Annotated in this window: 13 protein-coding genes; 6 read left to right on the top strand and 7 right to left on the bottom strand. The window is 50.5% G+C overall.

All coding sequences use genetic code 11. The annotated features are described in order from the left end of the window. Positions 1-301 precede the first annotated feature (301 nt). Positions 302-1,162, top strand: a complete 861-nt coding sequence (locus BR48_RS0101880) for an NAD(P)-dependent oxidoreductase (protein WP_348625681.1) — start codon at positions 302-304, stop codon at positions 1,160-1,162. On the opposite strand, the gene BR48_RS23560 is transcribed toward BR48_RS0101880, so the two are convergent. From BR48_RS23560 to BR48_RS25700, 3 genes are read right to left on the bottom strand one after another with little or no spacing between them, the layout of a single operon-like run. Beyond that, entirely contained in the window at positions 1,159-3,003 is a 1,845-nt protein-coding gene (locus BR48_RS23560) for a methyltransferase domain-containing protein (protein ID WP_081815730.1), read from the bottom strand. The genes BR48_RS0101880 and BR48_RS23560 overlap by 4 nt on opposite strands. Beyond that, positions 3,000-3,890, bottom strand: a complete 891-nt coding sequence (locus BR48_RS0101870; RefSeq protein ID WP_027229756.1) for a glycosyltransferase family 2 protein — start codon at positions 3,888-3,890, stop codon at positions 3,000-3,002. The genes BR48_RS23560 and BR48_RS0101870 overlap by 4 nt, the downstream gene beginning before the upstream one ends. A gap of 51 nt (positions 3,891-3,941) precedes the next feature. After that, positions 3,942-4,997: an acyltransferase gene (locus tag BR48_RS25700; RefSeq protein ID WP_027229755.1), complete on the bottom strand. Its 1,056-nt coding sequence runs from the start codon at positions 4,995-4,997 to the stop codon at positions 3,942-3,944. Positions 4,998-5,453: 456 nt separating this feature from the next. Between BR48_RS25700 and BR48_RS0101860 the strand changes: the two genes are divergently transcribed. The 4 genes from BR48_RS0101860 to BR48_RS0101845 all read left to right on the top strand — a co-directional run bounded on the left by BR48_RS0101860 (position 5,454) and on the right by BR48_RS0101845 (position 12,304). Continuing rightward, a complete protein-coding gene (locus BR48_RS0101860) occupies positions 5,454-6,851 on the top strand; it encodes a class I SAM-dependent methyltransferase (RefSeq protein WP_245273341.1) in 1,398 nt (465 codons plus the stop codon). Then, the gene (locus BR48_RS0101855) at positions 6,848-8,704 is read left to right on the top strand and encodes a sulfatase-like hydrolase/transferase (RefSeq protein ID WP_027229753.1); all 1,857 of its coding nucleotides are present in this window, start codon (positions 6,848-6,850) and stop codon (positions 8,702-8,704) included. The genes BR48_RS0101860 and BR48_RS0101855 overlap by 4 nt, the downstream gene beginning before the upstream one ends. A gap of 466 nt (positions 8,705-9,170) precedes the next feature. Next, positions 9,171-11,282, top strand: a complete 2,112-nt coding sequence (locus BR48_RS0101850; RefSeq protein ID WP_027229752.1) for a sulfatase-like hydrolase/transferase — start codon at positions 9,171-9,173, stop codon at positions 11,280-11,282. Next, positions 11,282-12,304 carry a class I SAM-dependent methyltransferase gene (locus tag BR48_RS0101845; protein ID WP_245273340.1) on the top strand — a complete coding sequence of 341 codons (1,023 nt, stop codon included), beginning with the start codon at positions 11,282-11,284 and terminating at the stop codon, positions 12,302-12,304. Before BR48_RS0101850 ends, BR48_RS0101845 begins: the two co-directional genes overlap by 1 nt. A 476-nt stretch (positions 12,305-12,780) precedes the next feature. On the opposite strand, the gene BR48_RS25360 is transcribed toward BR48_RS0101845, so the two are convergent. Beyond that, positions 12,781-13,077, bottom strand: a complete 297-nt coding sequence (locus BR48_RS25360; protein ID WP_197030323.1) for a helix-turn-helix transcriptional regulator — start codon at positions 13,075-13,077, stop codon at positions 12,781-12,783. 338 nt (positions 13,078-13,415) lie between these two features. Between BR48_RS25360 and BR48_RS0101830 the strand changes: the two genes are divergently transcribed. After that, positions 13,416-16,163 (top strand): autotransporter domain-containing protein, encoded by a 2,748-nt coding sequence (locus BR48_RS0101830; protein ID WP_027229750.1) that lies wholly within the window; start codon positions 13,416-13,418, stop codon positions 16,161-16,163. 103 nt (positions 16,164-16,266) lie between these two features. On the opposite strand, the gene BR48_RS23545 is transcribed toward BR48_RS0101830, so the two are convergent. The 3 genes from BR48_RS23545 to BR48_RS0101805 all read right to left on the bottom strand — a co-directional run. Beyond that, entirely contained in the window at positions 16,267-16,509 is a 243-nt protein-coding gene (locus tag BR48_RS23545; protein ID WP_036813160.1) for a hypothetical protein, read from the bottom strand. A gap of 143 nt (positions 16,510-16,652) precedes the next feature. Then, a complete protein-coding gene (locus BR48_RS23540; protein WP_051614461.1) occupies positions 16,653-16,922 on the bottom strand; it encodes a helix-turn-helix transcriptional regulator in 270 nt (89 codons plus the stop codon). A gap of 679 nt (positions 16,923-17,601) precedes the next feature. Next, positions 17,602-17,890: SOS response-associated peptidase family protein (locus BR48_RS0101805; RefSeq protein ID WP_027229748.1), on the bottom strand; the 289-nt coding region annotated here is incomplete at its 5' end.

Raw genomic sequence — 17,890 nt, 5'->3', positions numbered from 1 at the left:
ACGGCTTTTCGATTACAGGCTTTAGACCCTTTCTGATTATATCGTTGAATTCTTTATCAAAAGGATCGGTATCACTTGTCATAGTTCCTCCAACCGATGGCTTTCCTACTACCTGGGATTGTATCGGAATGATAAATTCCACGTGTGGGGAAGTCTATAGCCGCTATTTAAGCCCTTACAAATTATTAGGATAGAGAAACGCTGTATTGAGCGCTGAAATCGCGACCCTTAATGGCAGAACGATGGGCACGCACGGCACGGTTGACACTTACTCTGTAGAGTGTGATTGATCGCAGGATTAGTGTTTCAGAGGAATTCCAGGGTGAGATATCTCGTAACGGGTGGTTGTGGATACGTTGGGCAGCACGTAGTCAGCGCATTGATCTCAAGGGGGCACGAAGTGGTCGTTGCAAGCCGAACTGTCGCAGATGGAGCAGTCGGCGCGGAGTACCTTCAAGTAGATATTCTCAATGATAACCGGAACTTATATGAAATCTCGGGAAAACCCGATGTTTTGATTCATCTCGCTTGGGAAGATGGGTTCAATCACGCTAGTTCGAAGCATCTCTCCAATATTCCGCAACACGTTGCCTTCTTGCGCCGCATGCTAGAAGCAGGCCTGAAGCACATCGTTGGCGTTGGAACAATGCACGAAGTCGGCTATCATATTGGTCCAGTCGATGAAGCGACACCCACGTTTCCTCTGCATGCATACGGGATCGCAAAAAACTATCTGCGGTCCGTCCAGACTCTGATGTGCAAAGAATTCGGCGCTGTCGATCAATGGATTAGGTGCTACTATATTTACGGCGACGACATATTAAACAACTCGATTTTCACCAAATTGCTTCTGGCGGAAGCTGAAGGAAAAACAGAATTCCCGTTGAACACCGGCGAACTCCTGTACGATTTTATTCATGTTAACGAACTAGGACTGCAAGTTGCGGATGTCTCTGAACAATCTAGTGTGACTGGCATCGTGAATTGTTGCTCTGGTGAGCCAGTTACACTCAAAACTATGGTCCTACGGTTTATCGAAGAAAACCACTTACACATTAAACCTGTGTGGGGCGCTTTTTCCATGCGGCCATACGACTCACGTGCACTGTGGGGGGACCCGACAAAGATTCAGAGAGTTCGTGAGCTTAGACTGGGCAGTTAACTTTTGAATCTGCGCAGCGGAGACGTGATTCGCCAAGACGTCGATCGTTTCATGTCTGCGTGTATTCTCGTCAGGTCTTCTGCGGGAAGGTTGACATAATCTCGAAAAGTTGGAGACCTAACGCCAAAAATTCGCTTCAGGAACCGAATTGGAGTAGTAATTCGCCAAGATCGCGAACTTAAGATATCAGCCACTTCGGTTAATTTTTGCCTTTGTTCCAATAAACTATCGAGTTTTAAATCTTCATGTCGCGCTAAGGGCCGGGATGTGCCATTCATCGCACTCAAAGCTTGTTTAAACGTTCCCGGCGCAAGAAGTAATGCTTGCCGATTAAGTTTGTTTTGGATTCTTTGAGCATTGGCAATCCATTCGTCTTGTTGATGTTCCGCAATGGAGTTTTGATCGCTCCATTGATAAATTCCGGTGATTTCCTCTGTGGAAGCCACGCCAACAATCGAAGCCGTACGCATCAAAAAATCCCAGTCTTCAGCCGTTGTCAAATCTTCATCAAAATGAATTTTTAGTTCGTGATAAACTCCACGTGGAAATGCTAGCGTATTATTCGGGGAATGATTATCCCTGAAGTGTTCTAGGAAGTTAAAGGTCTGGGGATATGGTTTATTGTGCTGACTGACCGCGCGGATCGCTGTCTTGCCGTTCACATTAACGGTCTTAATAGATTGCGTCACGGACACACAGCGCAATATGCAGCCGTATTTTTTGCCAGCCGCAGCCTTAAAAGTCTCCACCCAATGCCCCAAGGGGATGTCATCATCGTCGTGAATGGCGATGTATTCACCCTTAGCGGCAGCAAAGCCCGCGTTTAAGGGACGAGTTCTATTCCCTTCCTCGACTCTTATGAGCCGGACCCTGTCCTTGAGCCAGGTTGGAAGGTCCTCGATGATAATCTCTACCGCGATTTGATCGTCGACGGACAGATTGTGCCCGACGATTAGTACCTCGAAATCTGTGCACGTTTGCCCCGCAAGACACGTGAGCAACTCGACCAGAGAGGCGATACGCTTGCCTTGAGTACGCGTGACGATCGTTAGAAATGGCCTCGCTTCGGGCGCCGGCCGTTCAAAGGGAGCTTTACTAATCTTCTCACCGGGAAGACAGGAAACAATTATTTGATTGATTGTTCCTCTGTCATCAACATTCGACCTCAACTGATTAAGAAAGGTCCTAATGGTCGTTCCTTCTTGGAGAACGGGATGACTGGAGGGAAAGAATTGGTCGCTTTTCGCCTTACGCACATCGTTCCGATCGGTAATGTAGAAGCCAGAATGTCTGAGTGTTTCGGTTAAAAAGTTATCATCAAACATTCGAACGTGCGTATGATCTAGTAAACCCGCTTCAGTGTGATTGATTTTGCCTAGCGCTAGTTTAAACCCCACATCGCGGTGAGCAATGTTTGGTACACTAACGATCAGTAATGCATTGTGAGCCTTAGATATCTCGTATAACGCTCCCAATATGGCTTCGCTGTCCGGTAAATGCTCAAGAGTGTCAAGCAGAGTTATCGAGCCGACAGTTCGCGGACCGACTATTTCACGTAGCATGTGTATATTTTCTTCAAGACTCGACAGAACGTGTCGATGCGTTTCAAAGCCTCTGCTTGCCAGTGAGGACAGCCCCAACTGATTCGCATCAACCCCCACGTAAATCCGACCCAAATGGGAAATATGTTCCGCGATGCTTCCATAGCCACATCCGATGTCAAGGTGAATAAGCCCCTTATCGTTGTGATCGATGTTCCGCTTTAATAGATCCACCGTGTGTCCGTAGACGTTGTCGAACGCGTAATCATTTTTGTATTCGTGGAAGGAGTTCGTTATCACAGCGCATACCTATGTTGTGCGTAATTACCGTTTATAAATTGGGCGATGAGGTGATTGAAGTCTCGCTTTGCCGGCAATAAATTTTCGCCTTGACGCCGTCTGAATTCTGCTGCCGCCTTGGCATAAAAAGGCTCAGACGACTTGGAAAAGCTATCGAGGATTTTTTCAGTAAGATCCTCCCGAGACCACTTGTACGACAAAAGGAGTGCTGCCTCCGCAGAATAGTATTGTTCTGTTGGCGTGGTCTTCCACGTACCTGATTGAGTAAGCCGCTTGTCATGGAATACAATCGCAGATGGCTGAAAAATGACCCGAAGGCCGAGTTCCTTAACCCGCCAAGAAAAATCGACATCGTCGCAATACAGGAAGAATGTTTCCGAATCGAATCCGGCCAATCGTTCAAACGTGTCCCGGCGGACGATAGCGCATGCGGTGCTGGCCCAGGACGTATCGCCGGTTACTGGGTCATATTCTTTAGGATGCTCGATCGGCAATTGCTTAGCCTCGACCATGCCAACCGAAGGGTTCGAAAAAGGCGCAACGAGATTTTCAAGCAAACGAGGCGATGGAATCACGTCCGGATTCTGAATTAGAATGAAGTCGGCTGTAGCGGATGCCGCGAGGCGATTGTGCCCCCCAGCCGAACCGAGATTGGTGTTAAAAAAGTCATACCCAATATTGAGTGCCGGAAATCGTTCTCTGAAACTCTTCAACTGTTGGGTGCTAAGTGAAGGTACGGGCGATGAATCACCGTAACTCACGGTGTATTCGTCGATACCGAACTGCCGTCCCAACAGAGCCGCCCTTGCAATGCTTTCTAACGATCTCTCAATCGATTCGACTTTGTTCCCATAGAGGATTGACTGTTGAACTACCGATGTTGGCATTGTGTCTCCAAACGTGAGATGGCATGCAATGGGGCGACCAGTTGCGCTCCTTTACATAGGCTTGAGCGCAATATTGTTTTTCTTTGCAGGTAAGGCGTAGCGCTTCAGCTTTAGCGAGGGAGCTTCAACCAAATGCCAAGAGGCGACGGCGAACGCAAGAGCCAAAACAAACGAGAAAAGGAACATCGGCACAGCTGACAGTCGATTTTCGGTAATGAACCCAAGCGTCTGCTGGATAGGAAATGAATACAGGTAAATTCCGTAGGAGAAATCACCGGGTTTTCCCCAACTGTTGAGCAGTGGGGTTGATTTAAAGCCAAATGCCAAGACGAAATAGCTAACTGTTATCCAATTAACGGCTGGCCCCAGGCTTGAGATTTGTGATGGAAGCCAAAAATTTAAAGCCAATCCAGCAACGGCGATCGGGACATTCAATGGTATCTTCAGCAATCGAATCAATGCTCCAACCATGAAGTATATCATTACATTAGCTGCTTGGAAAATATCAGTTCCATAGAATACTAGTTGTGGGCCGCGGTAAATTGGGTAATAAAAGCACATAAACGCGATAATAATAGCTAAACAAATATATGCATGTATTCGATATTTTATCGTAATCGTTCCGATTAGACTGACAATGACGTAACAAAGAAATTCAGGGGGCAAGCTCCAAAGCGAACCATTTACAGCGTGTGGCGCAATGTTATGCTCAAACACGCCAGGTAGAGAATAGGTCACATATAGTAGAATGTTCCAAAAGTATTCCCACGTCCCTATATTGGAGAAATAATCCTTAGGTGAGAGGCTTGTAACTAATGCACCCAAAACCAAGGAGGATAAGATAGTTACTATTACCAGAGCGGGAAATATTCGCAAACAGCGACTTGAAAAGAAAGTAATGAGAGATGGTCGTCTTTCCCAGCTGTCAGTTATTAGAAAGCCGCTAATTGCGAAAAAAATCATCACGCCAACTGGAGCTATCGAGCCACGTAATACCTGAGTCTGGACATCTCCTACTAGGGCTTGGCTATGCCCAAAAACAACGATAGTCGCTGCGACGAATCGCAAAAAATTCAAATTATTCTCTCGATTGTGACTTGCTTCCATCCGCGGTTCTCCCAATGGCGTGCCATAACATTTGGCGCGGTACCAAACAACCTGGTTAGCCTATCCCCTGATTTTCTAGGCGACTGCCAATTTGGTATGTGACATATTTGTGACAAACCCGTAGGTTTTATCAAAAATCAATCGCTGTTGAATGCATTGGCGTGTTTTTTTTGATACGCCCACACCACGACGGCCAGCTTGGCCCATTTCGATAAAGGGACGGACGATGTTTAGATACTCCACGTTAGCAGCTCTATCTGCATCCTATTTTGTTTTGTTAAGCAGCAGTGCTTATGCCTATTTGGACCCGGGTACCGGCAGTATGATTTTGCAGGGAATTATCGGAGGGGCTTTGACGGTTTCGGTCGTAGTATCCGGATACTACTATCGCTTGAAAGGCTGGTTCACAGGCGCCAAGGCTAGCAAAAAAAAGAATCAGACTAAAGGCGAATAGCTTTGGAACAAATCGCAGGCTCGTTCCGTGACCCATCGGGCCACGTGTTTTCGCACAATGATCAAATATTCCGGACTGTCCAGGCAACAGCTAAAGCGAGTTACGAAAAGTTTCGCGATAGCCCCGTCGTCAAGTTGTTAGCAGAGCAAGGGAATCTCATTGGGTTTGATGAGGTCCCTCACAACAACTGGCCGGAAAATATACCATCTGCAGAGTACGTTCTGCGCCACCCCAAGATACCATATATTTCGTATGCATACGAATGGACATTTAGCCAATTAAAAGCTGCCGCTTTATGTCACTTGGCTGTTCAACTCGAGCTTTTTGACGAGGGGTTTGTTCTTACAGACGCATCCGCGTACAACGTGCAATTCCAAGGTCCAGATCCCATTTTTATCGATCTCCTCTCGATACGTCCATATAGAGATGGTGAATTCTGGTTGGGGCATCGACAGTTTTGCGAGCAGTTTCTGAATCCACTTTTGCTGCGGTCACTCACAGGTGTCAGTCACAATAATTGGTTTAGAGGTGCTTTGGAGGGAATTTCCACTGCGGATATCGCGAAGTTAATCCCTGTAGCAAAGCGGTTATCATTCAACGTTTTGTTACATGTGATGATGCAGGCAAGACTTGAGAGAAGATCGGTTTCCGACCCCGCGGCTGCGGTTTCCTCGGTGAAAAATCGACATACATTAAAGAAATCCAATTATCGGGCATTACTGCAACAGATGCATAATTGGATTTCGAAACTCCAACCTGCCGGTGAAAAGCAAACGGTCTGGGGTGAATATGCCAAAGAAAACACGTATACTGGTGACGAAGCTCAACTTAAAGCTCGCTTGATTTCGGAATTCACCAATCGTTTAAAGCCACGGCTGCTTGTGGATATAGGATGCAACTCTGGCGATTATTCTGTCGCGGCTCTCAACGGTGGGGCTGAATATGTGGTCGGATTTGATTTCGATCAGAACGCGTTGGAGCTAGCATTCGCGCGAGCTCAAGCGGATCAGCTACAATTTTTGCCCTTATGGCTCGATGCATCTAATCCTAGTCCTTCCCAAGGTTGGCAGCAATCCGAGCGGTTGGGGTTCGATCAAAGGACAAAAGCCGACGCATTGATAGCTCTTGCTTTCGAACATCATTTGGCCATCGCAAAGAACGTTCCGCTCGATCAGGTCGTCCGTTGGTTAACTGCAATTGCGCCGCGCGGCGTGATCGAATTTGTCCCCAAAGATGACCCAACAGTTAAGCGCATGCTGGCGTTACGGGAGGACATTTTCCCTAACTACTCTATAGAAGAGTTTGCTGGGCATTTATCTAAATTTGGTCGGATAGATCGCACAGAAACTATATCCACTTCGGGTCGGACGCTGTTCTTTTTCGAAAAAGAGAACAAATGAATTCCTTGGCACAAGATAAAACTGCCTCAAGAAGTCAAAGTAAATTCACAGTGGCGAGATTTGGCTTTTGGGTCGTATTGTTTGCCGCGTCGATTTTCACCTCTTATAGCTTTGTCTTTGAAGTAACCAAGGTTTCTTTTTTAGCAAGTTTACCATTGGTGGATAAACTTTCCGTTTTGGCAGGAATGTTTGCGTTGACTGTTGTTGTCGCGCTCTTGGCATTTACATTCAGTAGTTTATTAGCGGGTATTTCGGGAAAATTGGAATGGACGCAGAATGCAGCTGCTCTTGTTGCATATATTATTCTCGTGGTGGCTTTAATAACAATTGGAGAAAATTGGTCTTATACGCTTTTCGGCGTGGGTCTAAAGGTGGGTGACAGCTTCGTACTGAAACTCACCTTCCTCCTAATTAGCGCTTTAGGGGCGAAGATACTACTTTCGCCTCTCAGTGCTTTGGCATATCGAGCAACAAATCTCGGAATCATTCCCTTGTACGCGCTTTCAGCCGTCGCAATCGCCTACCTTATATTTCTCACCGCGGCGCCGAGTGCTGAGGCCAAAGTATCACGCCAAGATGTGAAACATAAATTCAACGTTCTCATCCTCTCCTCAGACGGGTTGGATGCTTCGAGCATGGGAATCTACGGGTATAGTGCCGATACAACGCCGTTCCTAAGCAAGCATAGTGATGAATTCACAATTTATACTAACGCTTATACCAACAATGGTAACACGACCGGATCAATCGTTTCACTTCTGAATGGAATATCTCCCCTCACCACCGGCGTGGTGTATCCCCCTGATGCGCTCGACACAAACTTCGCGGAGCGCACGTTGCCACATTTGCTGGGGCAACTGGGATATTACCGGGCGAATTTGGCAGTGCCGCATTTTGCCGATGCTAGGGACCAAAATCTTACGAACGCCTTTGACGAAAACAACGGTGAGGACGAGCAATATCACAATTTGACAACAAACTATTTGGGGGACGCACCCCTGGGACAGTTCGTGATGCACACCGTTGGAAACGCGGTGGAGCTAATGATGGACGCTACTTTTATTAAAGAATACAATAATCCAATGGATCAAATAGAGGGAACGAGCTCAACTCTCACGGATGTTGATCGCATCGAGGCAATAAAACGCATTGCCCGGAATCATCGGCCTTTCTTTATCAATACGCATTTCATGGGCTCGCACGGTCCAATGTTCAACCCTAGTTCACGAGTGGCGTCGGCAAATTTGAAGCAAGAGCGTCCTTGGCAGAAGGAATTCTACGAAGATTCTATTCGAGACTTTGATAATACTATTGAGGCTGCTTACACCTATTTGGCCACACAAGGAATCTTGAACGACACCTTTATTGTAATCACATCGGATCACGGACAGGGGTACAATGCACGTAAGCGCATACCCTTGATGGTTCGATTTCCAAGCGTTAGTCCAGGCGTCGTCGCCCAATCTGCCCAGCGGATTGATATAGCCCCGACGATTCTTTCTGTCCTAGGCGTGCAAAAACCTGATTGGATGGAAGGTGACAGCCTGCTTGACGTGCCGTTCCTCGAGCAACCGCGGATGATATTTAGTGCAAATGTTGTGAGCTCACAAAACACGAAAAGTGGTTGGGTTCGATCCAGCGAGACTAACGACGGACGAAATCTGATAACGGGCGTTGTTTGCAATAGATACGCCGTGTTTGGCGGTAGTGACAAATTTAGTTCCGGAGTGCTCGATGCGCCCAATCCGCCGTGTAGGCTTACCGAGTTGGAGGCGCGGGTAATGTTGACGAACGCGTTGCAAGTGCGAATTGAGAATACAAAAAATGTTGTAGGCCTTGTTTGGGGATCCTGAATTGTGATCGCATGCAGAGCCGACAAGTTAGAGCGAAGCAACTCTGTAAGCAGAAATGCTAAGGCGGATCGACAAGGCGACCTCTGACGCGAACGGCTAGGGCGCAAAATGTAAGCACTCCGCGCGTAGTCCGGCTTATTCGGCCAGCGCGATCTCAACATGCAACTGTTTGATCGGATGGAGCGCATATAGCGCGAGCGGGGCCCGGAGCCGCGGCTCAATAGTTTATCGGTCCCGGCGGTTACGGCAGCCGGGGAAGGGCTGTTGTTCAATCTTGGCCCAGTGGGAAGGCTTGTCTCCATGTAGCCAGCCCTTGTGATTTATCGGATGATGAAATTACGCGCCCCGCTATCCTTCGGATGGTAGGGCGTTTTTTTGCGTTTGGTCACTATACGCCGGTCCGGTCTAGCTTCGTTGCCGATATTCTTGTAACCCTCACGCACCTTTCCTTATTGCGAGACGTTGTATGACACGGGTGTCTAAGTCTGATCTTATCTATGCACTGATGCTGCCGATCTTCGTGTTCTACACGGTGCCGGTCTATATAATCTTCAACAATTTGAACGACTTTGAGGATATCAGCGCGCCATTTACCTTGGCGACACTTGCCGTGACGACCGTGGTATTTGTCGGTCTGGCCTTTGCCATAGCGATGCTAATCCCGGACAATAGGTTCGGCCGAGCCGTTTCAGTGGTTGTGCGCTACATCTTTTTCTTCCTGATGCTCGCGGGTCTGGTATTTCCGTTGACCAAAGTGGCTGGCCAGATTGAGGTCAGTTCTATTCCGCTCAATACCCTTAATCTCGTCTTCGTCGCTGTCGGTGCGGCAGTATTGACATTCATCTCCACCACCAGCCACGCTAGTAAAATTCTGCTCGCGGCAATCGCGTTCGTTGCGATTAACGCAATCGTCGGAACCGCCATCATTCTTTTCACCATTGGCCCAAAGGTCGTCGACAGCATTCATATCGCATCCCGCACCAAGAACGTCTTCGTGTTGAGCTTCGATGGGCTATCCAGGGATATCTCGATGGAGGTGCTGCGGGAAAATCCAGAGTATGCGTCCGCGTTGAAGGATTTCACCTTTTTTCAAAACGCACTTTCCAGCGCTCCGGCAACGATACCCTCAATCACATCCGAACTAAGCGGTATCGCAAATGTAAAGGTCTTCGAGACCGAAAAGAATATGAGAGAGACGATTGATCCAAATATTCTGATCACCAATCGCCTCAACCAGGCAGGCTTCGTTGTCTCTACCTATGGTCCCTACAATGGCGGATTCGAAGTGAATGCCCGCAAGTACTCGTACCGGACGCTGGATACCGACTTTACGCCGAGGCAGCGGATAGACCGCGTGGTGGAACTTCAGCAGTACGCACTTGCTCGAATCCTGTCCGGCCCTCTGGTCTTCAAGCGAGAGAGTTTGGATCCTGTCATTTCTGCTCTCGGGTTCGAAAAGACAAAACCATCGAAGGATAATCTGCGCTCGCTGGTTGAGTATCATAAAGGGGTCGACTGGGATCGGGGAAGCTTGCTAACAATGCTCGACGTGGAAAATTACATCGAGAAAATGCGTGTTGATACCGACAGGCCGGTTGCTCATTTCGTGCACTTCCTCCAGACGCACTTTCCCGTCGATTTCGATGAGATCTGTGGCTATCGCAGCGATGATGCCGCCTGGTTCCGCGCGAACCAAAACAGGACGGGGGCGAAGAACGAAACGAAATGCGCCTTTTCCCAATACTCCCGCTTCATAAAACGTCTTCAGGAACTGGGTATTTATGACAATTCGCTGATCATCATAAAAAGCGATCACGGTCAGCCGGTCGCTTACAACGATCCCGATCAACTTGAATCTTTCAAGGTCAGGGAGCATCCCTATTGGGGCTTCTCGCGATATACTCCACTTCTGGGTATCAAAAATTTCAACACCAGAACTGATGAGCCAACGATCGACAATCGGGTGGCGATACTTACCGATCTGGCTAAAACCCTATGCTTGAATGCGCTGACGCCCGCACATGGGTGTGACACCTATAGCGGTTATGATCTCTTGGATAACCTCGGCATACCTGCGGCCGCGCCTACGCACCTTTACCTGGTCAAAGATGCTTCCTCGACTTTCTACCTCGATTCTCAGGAAGTCATCGACTGGCCACGGCAGCCCGAGTTCTACAACCGGTTCAACGATATGCTATCTTCCTCGCTGCTCACCTCAGCGTTGCCGTGCAGCAGTGCAACCGATCTTTCGCACGGTAACACCTACAGCAACGGTCTCACGGATGGCGCAACGTGGGTCGCGTGGCATGAAGGAACCACCGTATTTATCAAGACGCGCGCGCCCAACTGCGACGCCATAGGAGCATCTATAAAGCTTGCCGGTACGGATCGTGACGGTTTCTCCGTTAAGATGAACGGATCGGACCTCTCTTCCAGCGCCCGCGTCCAGACCGATGGGAAGGCGATTTCGATAGATATTCCAGTTAAGAATATTTCAGGCGGTGAGATTGTTATATCGGTTCAGGGTCTAACCAAGTTGATACCAACCTCCATTCAATTCGCCGGGAGCGAACCTTGATGCCAAACACTCTGAAGCGACTTGCCATGAAGATACCCGCGATCGCGCGGCTGAGGGAGGGTAGAAGCGCTGCTTTAGCTGAGAATGCACGGCTTGCAGCTGGGCTGAAAACTGCTGAAGACCTTGTCCAACTTCTTCGCGCTCAGATTTCCCGGGCACAACCGACGCTCGATCATCTTGAAGATTTCAAGGCCTACCATATCGGGCGTCGGGAAGCAGGCTTCGTAGCCGAACTTGACTATCCCTACTTCCCACGGGTCATGAATTGGGATCTCGAAGCTGGGAACCCATGGATGACTTTGATCGCGGCAAGGCGCGAAGACTACAAATGCCTATTGGCTTCATTTTGTGAATTCCAGCCTTCTCTTAATCGCATATCGCTCGATGAACCTGCCGATGTCGAGCAGCCGTACTGGTCCAATAATTGGTTGCCTATTCTCGATAGCATCAGCATTTATTGTTTTCTGGCGAAGAATAATCCAAAGCTTTATCTCGAAGTTGGATCGGGAAATTCGACTAAATTTGCGAGGAGGGCTGTCCGTGATCACGGGCTACAAACCAAGATAATATCGATCGATCCTATGCCAAGAGCTGAGATCGATAAGATTTGCGACGAGGTTGTTCGGGCCGGCCTGCAGGATACCGATCTGTCCGTTTTCGATCGTTTACAACCCGGCGATATCACCTTCATTGACAACTCACACCGCAGTTTTCAAAATTCTGATGTAACCGTATTTTTCACAAAGGTTTTGCCGTCGCTAAAGGCGGGTTGCATCTACGGCATCCATGACATTTTTTTGCCCAGGGATTATCCTGATCAATGGACCGATCGTTATTACAATGAGCAGTACTTGCTCATGATGTATTTACTCGGCGGCGCCATGGGCGACGAAATTATGTTGCCGGTCGCATACACAGTGACTGAGAAAGACATATTGTCAGCGCTGAATCCCTTGCTTAACAGTGGCACGCTTGTAGGGATTCGACCAATAGGTGGCGCATTCTGGATGACAAAGCGATAACGCTGGGGTGGCGGAGGTTCTTTATCCCATCGGTGGTGGATCGGAAGCACGATCGTCATTCACCGCCTAGCTGCCTTCCGCTTGCCCCACTTTGGGTCAGGCTTGCCTGTGTAGGCGCTCCGCAGAGGTTCCGCTTCCATGTAAATACCAGCTTCCCTTGCAGCCTCAACAAATGCGACCCTGGCCACGGCTGCAGCGCAACCGCCCTCTAAGCATTTCAACATTATCTCACGCGCCAAGCGATGCTTGGGACCGGTCTCCTGCGGCCATTCGCTGAGTAGGAACACCGCCGCGTCATAGGCAGACGTGACGTTGACAAGCTGGCCCGGCTTGCGGCCGAAAATCTGCACGCTCTTAAACGTCCGATAATCTTCATACATGGCCGCAATGTAGGGGACCGATTCCCAGAATCCGAATCAATAAAATTATGTATTGAGACATTTCGCAGCCCAACCCGTGGGATCAGCGTTTGCTATTCAATGATTGCCATTCGACCTGGAGGCCGCTCGCACGTCGATTTTGCAACTGTTGTCGGGGAAATACTCGGCCATGAATGCCATCGGGTCTCGCTTAAGTGCGTGGCACAACATGATAAGCATCGAGGCGGATATCCTGTTGCTGCCATTTTCGTATTTTTGAAGTTGCGTGCCGCTAATCCCCACCGCCGCGCCGAGGGCGATTTGGCTCTTGCCAGCTGCGATGCGAAAGGCCTTAAGCTTCGCGCCAAGCTCTTTGTCGATCTGGTCCAACGTATCGGGCGTCGGTAGTGCCATGACTAGAAGAAACCACGTGGCGGTTAAGGGATGTTGAATGCCCCGCTCGAATGGGGGCTGCAGTATGGTTGTGGCCATTGTGCATCTAATTCAAGAAAACGGCCCCGCTCTACGCCTTTGATGCCCAAAGCGATTGCTCGTTAATTCTTTGGTGATGTAGTTTGGCCTTATAGATGCCGCCTGCATTTGAAGTGAGTAGGAAGCTGAAAGGTCCGATACTTCATATCGCTCAACTCTCTACTGATCCAAAAAATCCACCACTTCGTATCCATCCAAATTTCATTGCAATTCGCCAGACGACAGTCCTGACCTACAGCCTTGAGGCACGAGGATAGTTGATGACACGAAGAACAGCGTTCCTGCGTACTTTTATCACCAGCGGTATAGTCGTTCCTGCATCCTTTGTTGTTATGCAACAAGCGCAAGCTGCCTGTGTCTTTACGCCGACCCCAGGTAACGATTCATTCATTTGTGACAGCGGTACTGCCGCCTCCCTCACCGATACGGCAGGGAACAACAGCCTTAATTTTCCCGTGGGAGGAACTGGTCAGATAACCGGAAACGTCACGTTCGGCGCAGGCGCTGATCAGGTCTTGATGAATTCAGGCTTCATTGGGGGTGTCCTTGATCAGGGGGCTGGTCAGGACAGGCTTGAAATCAATGCGGGGCAGATTGCCGGTACAGTCCAGCAAGGAGCCGGTATCGATGACTTCAGGATGACGGGCGGGACAATTGCGTCGCTCAGTCAAGGTGATGGGCTAGATACATTCTTTATGTCGAGTGGACGCATCATCGACTTTTTCGAGGATGGTGACTATGCGGTCATGACCGGTGGACGCATCGGCCGCGTCAACATGAAACTCGACGACAACACGTTCGACATGTCCGGCGGCATCGTCGACCGCAATGTGGTGACAGGCCTTGGCCGCGACACCATCATCATATCCGGTGGCGAAATTGGGGGTAACATAAGCACAAGCAGTGGCATCGATAGCGTCACTGTCACGGGTGGCAGCATCGGCAATGGTATCAAGACCGGCGAAGGAGACGACAGCTTTAGCTGGAGCGGCGGTATCATCTACAACTCCATCATTTTGGAGGGTGGAAACGATACGGCTCGCGTGACAAACCTTACTAACGCGAACATGGGGGGCATGACTCAGCTTTCGGGAGGCATTGGCAGCGACAGCCTTACATTTAGTAACGTGTCTACCGATGGCTTGGCGCGATATGACAGCTGGGAATCGATTGCTGCGACCAACGATACCGAGCTTACATTCGGTGGCAATCTTACCCTCGGTGATGCATCGACGGGCACCGGCAGTCTGTCCATCGACTCTACCAGCACGGTCTTTGCCGGACAATCGAATTCGGCCGTTTTGGCGTTCACGGCGGGGCAGCTTGCATCAGTAACCAACGCTGGGCGGATCGATCTCACAAATGGAGGTGGCGGGACCTCCGACAGCTTCACAATTAATGGCAACTATACGGGTAACAACGGTCTACTCTTCCTGGACACGGTTCTTGGGGCCGACGCCTCCCCATCTGATAAGCTTGTCATATCCGGTGGCACCGCATCCGGAATAACGGGAATGACGGTTGAAAACCGTGGTGGGCTCGGAGGCTTAACTGCGCTTGACGGTATTATGGTTGTACAGGGCATAAATGGAGCCAACACTGGAACTGGCACGTTTGCGCTCAACAATGCGGTAGCTGCGGGCGCTTACGAATATTTCCTCTTCAAGGGAGGCGTCAGCGGTGGGTCTGCCGAAAATTGGTATCTCCGCTCGGCGCTGGTGAATGTGCCAGAACCGCCGGCGCCAGCTCCTGCGCCGTCGCCCGTCGAACCGGGTCCAGCTGTCGATCCGGTACCGCCGGAACCCGAGCCCGCCGCTCCACCTCCCGCGCCACCACCACCGCCGGAAACTCCACCTGACGGTTCGGGCATAGTCGAGCCGCCGGTACAGGCAGCAGACCCCGCACCGGTCGCCCCGCCACCGCCGCCAGCCGCGGAAGCGCCGACGCCCCCTGTCAATCCGACCTCTATTCCGGCAACTGTCGCACCTGTCCCCGTGGGCGCAGCCTCAATCCCGCCGACGCCGGGCGCGACACGCGTCATCGCTGATGTGGTCCCGTTGTACCGAATCGAAGTACCTACCTACTCGGTCATTGCGCCAGCAGCGCGGATCGCCACGATGGCGACGCTTGGCACCTTCCACGAGCGACGGGGTGAACAGGGGATCGTTGATTCTGGCAATAATTTTTCTGCCGCGTGGGCCCGCGCATACGGGCAATCGACAGAACAGAAATGGTCAGGCGATGTCGACCCTTCGCTCGACGGCGACCTCTATGGCATTCAAGCAGGTTTGGACATTCTGCGCCGCGAGGGCGAAAGTGGTCATCGCGATATTGCGGGATTGTTCTTCGGCTACGCCAACTTCGATGCCGACATCAAAGGGCAAGCCCTTGGCTGGAACGACTTAAAGACCGGCAGTCTCAATCTCGATGCAACGAGCTTCGGCGGTTATTGGACACACATTGGCCCCCAAGGATGGTACCTTGATGCCATTGTGATGGGCACATGGTACGGCGGTGACGCCACCTCAACCCGTGGTGTAGGTATTGATGTCGACGGCACCGGCGTCACAGCCTCGCTGGAGGGTGGATATCCCATCGGTCTTTCCGACAATTGGAACATCGAACCACAGGCGCAATTGATTTGGCAGCATCTATCGCTGGACGATCAATCCGATACATTCTCGGACGTTAACTTTGACGCTGATGAAGCCGTTACGGGACGGATCGGTATGCGGCTTCAAGGAGCTTATGCGACCGCTTCAGGATTGGTCAAACCTTATCTTAAGGCCAACCTTTGGCACGGATTTGACGGTTCGGACACTGCCACCTTTGGGGTTGACCCAATTGTCACCGATTTTGGCTCGACGTCCATCGAACTCGGAGGTGGCGTCACCTATGACTTCAGCAAAAACTTAAGTGCGTTCGCTACGGGCGATTACACATTCGATGTGAGCGGCGATAAGATTGAAACTTGGGAAGGGAACATCGGGCTGCGCGTTAAATGGTAGTGCGATATATCCTTCGATTGAATGCGAGACCGTGGTTTTTGATTGACGCAGATACCATCACCTGACGGTCTACAGTTTGGTTGCTCCCATCCGCAGGAAATCGTCAATCAGTGCGTTTCGTCATTGCCCTTCGCAATTGTGTCTCGACCGAAAGGAACTGGTCACGATGCATCGCAAGCTGGGTGGTGTCGGCAACCGAAACGATGGCAGCAAAGACTTCATCCTCGGCCCAACCAGCCGCAACCGCTTCACCGAAGAGTTCAAGCAACCTATCCTCGATCGCCCTCTGGCAGTCGCTCAATCGATCCTTGTGGCCGGCCGGCTCGCGTGGTCGTTCGATCGCCATTTAAGCGCTCCCATCGTCGCCGGCAGTACGGCGTCTTTCTCGCACGCTGCCGAGCCAATTCCCGTTTGCGATTTTTAGCATACCAGGCGTTTTACTGCTCCAGAAATTTCTCAAAATTCGCTTTCACCAGGCTCGCAATCCACTTACGCATCCGGGGCGTCAATGGTGTGGCTGTTATCGGGGAAATGCCCGGCCAGGAATACCATCGGGTCGCGCCGGAGGATATTGCAAATGGCGATGAGCGTGCTGACGGCCAGCCGGGTCTCGCCCCGTTCATATTTTTGGATTTGCGTCCTGGAGACGCCGAGGGCCGCGCCTAGACCGCTCTGGCTTATTCCAGCAGCCACGCGCAAAGCCTTGAGTTTTCGGCCAAGCTCCTGCTCAATACGGTCGTCCCAGTTAGCGGCCACCATCGTCAATCCCCTCCTGTTCGCGTCGCATCCGATGCTTTGCTTTCGCTGCTGCTTGTAGGATCTGCTGTTTCTACCATTTCCGCAGATAAGCGCGGTGCCGCTCAGGGTTTTCTCACGTCCTAGGCGTATGCGCTCGTTCTCCTGGCCCTCGGTTCTGGCTACAGCGGATTTTTGGCACGCCACTGCCTCATCTTTTCGGCATTCTTGGTTTTGCGGAGCGCAGCTTTTTCCTCAGTACTTTTGCTCATGTTTTCCTGCCCTCGACCCGTCGTTGCGAAGATCGATCCTATTCTTCTCCATCCAGCTTGTGCTCACCGCAATACCATTCCTGTCCATATCGTTTTTCAAATCCGAATGAGCCCCACGATCTACAACCATGATGCATGCAATAGTGCTCGACGATGGTCGCGGGGGCTTTGTCCACATTTTGCGGGTAGGTGGGCTTTGGCGGTCCTATCTCAGACATCGGTTTTCTTTATAAAAGCCAAGCAAGAAAAACGCCCAACATAATGCCGAGGAGGACAAGCGCGAGGTACCTGTTTGTCCTCTCAGCTTGGCGCGCCTCTTCGGACGACATCACGCGAAGCGCGTCAGCCGCGTTCTTTTCAAGGTCGTTTAACTCAAAGTGCCGATTGGTCTCGTTTTGATGGTACATTTTGGGTTCCAGATGAACTCGCGCTTAAAGCAATGAGGGCTGCTCTTCTTCGGCAACCGGTTGAGGCAGCAGGATCAACTGCTCGTCGGGCAGCGGTCGCTGCAGTTTCAGCGCCTCTTCGGCCGGAGCATTCATCCATACGTCGATTTCATCAGTACTGGTCAGAATAACCGGCATTGCCTTTGGGTGAATGGGCGCAACGATGCTGTTGGGATCAGTGGTTAGGAAGGCAAAGATATCAGCTTGAACCGGGCCTTCCTTCTTCTTGCGGACACTGTACCAACTCGTCCAAATGCCGGCGAACCAGAAGAGC

This window comes from Phyllobacterium sp. UNC302MFCol5.2 (assembly GCF_000686005.1).
GTDB classification, from domain to species: domain Bacteria; phylum Pseudomonadota; class Alphaproteobacteria; order Rhizobiales; family Rhizobiaceae; genus Phyllobacterium; species Phyllobacterium pellucidum.
The sequence above is the reverse complement of the archived record's forward strand: the minus strand, read 5'-3'. Positions and strand labels throughout refer to the sequence as shown.

Coding starts and splice junctions, on each gene's coding strand:
- BR48_RS0101830 (WP_027229750.1), top strand. CDS start 13,416: ATGACACGAAGAACAGCGTTCCTGCGTACTTTTATCACCAGCGGTATA.
- BR48_RS23540 (WP_051614461.1), bottom strand. CDS start 16,922: ATGGTGGCCGCTAACTGGGACGACCGTATTGAGCAGGAGCTTGGCCGA.
- BR48_RS0101850 (WP_027229752.1), top strand. CDS start 9,171: ATGACACGGGTGTCTAAGTCTGATCTTATCTATGCACTGATGCTGCCG.
- BR48_RS25360 (WP_197030323.1), bottom strand. CDS start 13,077: ATGGCACTACCGACGCCCGATACGTTGGACCAGATCGACAAAGAGCTT.
- BR48_RS23545 (WP_036813160.1), bottom strand. CDS start 16,509: ATGGCGATCGAACGACCACGCGAGCCGGCCGGCCACAAGGATCGATTG.
- BR48_RS0101845 (WP_245273340.1), top strand. CDS start 11,282: ATGCCAAACACTCTGAAGCGACTTGCCATGAAGATACCCGCGATCGCG.
- BR48_RS0101870 (WP_027229756.1), bottom strand. CDS start 3,890: ATGCCAACATCGGTAGTTCAACAGTCAATCCTCTATGGGAACAAAGTC.
- BR48_RS0101855 (WP_027229753.1), top strand. CDS start 6,848: ATGAATTCCTTGGCACAAGATAAAACTGCCTCAAGAAGTCAAAGTAAA.
- BR48_RS25700 (WP_027229755.1), bottom strand. CDS start 4,997: ATGGAAGCAAGTCACAATCGAGAGAATAATTTGAATTTTTTGCGATTC.